The sequence below is a fragment of the Candidatus Nitrosarchaeum limnium BG20 genome (assembly GCF_000241145.1).
Lineage (GTDB): Archaea > Thermoproteota > Nitrososphaeria > Nitrososphaerales > Nitrosopumilaceae > Nitrosarchaeum > Nitrosarchaeum limnae.
On record NZ_AHJG01000264.1, the window covers coordinates 1 to 1,339 of the forward strand.

Here is a 1,339-nt window from a genome sequence, read left to right on the forward strand (position 1 = left end):
TGCCGATACTTATTGCATCAACTACCAATATTCCAATATATCGTTCTTCAAAAATTTGAAGAAAAGGAGTTAAAACAACATTACTAATTGAGAGCATCACGTAGTAAGATAAGGCTCTACCACACCAAAATCCAACATACAGCCCAATACTTTTTGATTTTATTAATCCATAAGTGATAAAGAGCATATTGCTAGGAAGCGGAGTTGCTCCAAACAAAAAAGATGCAAGAACATATCCATATTTTTTTCTATTTAGAAAATCTCCAATAATATCAAGATTAGATTGTTGTTCGGGTCCTACAAATTTTCTAAAATAGCCACTGATGAATTTCAAAATGAATCGTCCAACAGTTGCACCAGTTGCACCAATAATTGAAAGGAGTATCAGATTCAAACTAGGATCAAGTGCAGAAAATGAGGACAAAATAATCCAAGTTGGTGGCATTAGAATTGGAGATGCGTTTACACCAATCAGAACAAGAAAAACCCCAAAATACGAAAATTCGGCTAAAATCTCAAAGATATCCATGGTCTTCTTTTTGAGTGGATTTTTTTTATTTCTAAACCCTTGGATTACCATTTATTCATGAAAAAATCATGAAATGATCGTAAATTATCTAAAAATTTCATAAATTTCAGATCATTGATCAAAAATTGGAACAAATTGGAACAATCATTCAATATACTTATAAGCAAAATAGACGTATGGTTCCTATGTCTGAAGTAAACTGGAAATGTTTTAGATGTAATCTTTCATTTAAAGATGAAAATATAGCAGACATACACAAGAAAATTTCAAATCACTCTATCACTAAAATAAAACCAATTGTAGCATAATTTTTAAAATAATTTAAAAAATTTCTGATTCCATTGAAAATTATAGTGCAGAGGGTGGGATTTGAACCCACGAACTCCTGAGAGAAAGGATTTCCTATTTTTGAGGATCTTGAGTCCTTCTCGGTTGACCGGGCTTCGATACCTCTGCAATGAGATTGAATATTGACTGATATTTTTCGATTGCTATTGGAATAAAATTTAGAAAATGATCGTAAATTAACAGTATTTTCAAAATTTTACTTCTAGTTTTTGGAAATAAATGGATGAAAATTTAGAATGTTCAAAAATAAATGCAATAACTAAAAACACACTAAATACGAGTGGTTAAAAAAAGAGTTTAGAAAGATAGAGTATTGAATTTTTTAAAGATTAAAAGATAAATTAAAAACATGATTGATGTTTTAGGTTTAAAAAAAATAAAAATCAATCACACTAATTTTTGATTGGTGTGATTGGGTTTATCCAAGATTGGATAATGTTTTTATTCAAATCAGCAAATGCG

Annotated in this window: 1 protein-coding gene and 1 tRNA gene; both read right to left on the reverse strand. The window is 29.6% G+C overall.

Features of this window, described 5'->3' with window-relative positions; all coding sequences use genetic code 11:
• Positions 1-529, reverse strand: a 529-nt coding sequence (locus BG20_RS09320) for a hypothetical protein (RefSeq protein WP_048097200.1), incomplete at its 3' end; no start/stop codon positions are given.
• A gap of 354 nt (positions 530-883) precedes the next feature.
• Positions 884-985, reverse strand: a tRNA-Leu gene (locus BG20_RS09330).
• Between the last annotated feature and the right edge of the window lie 354 nt (positions 986-1,339).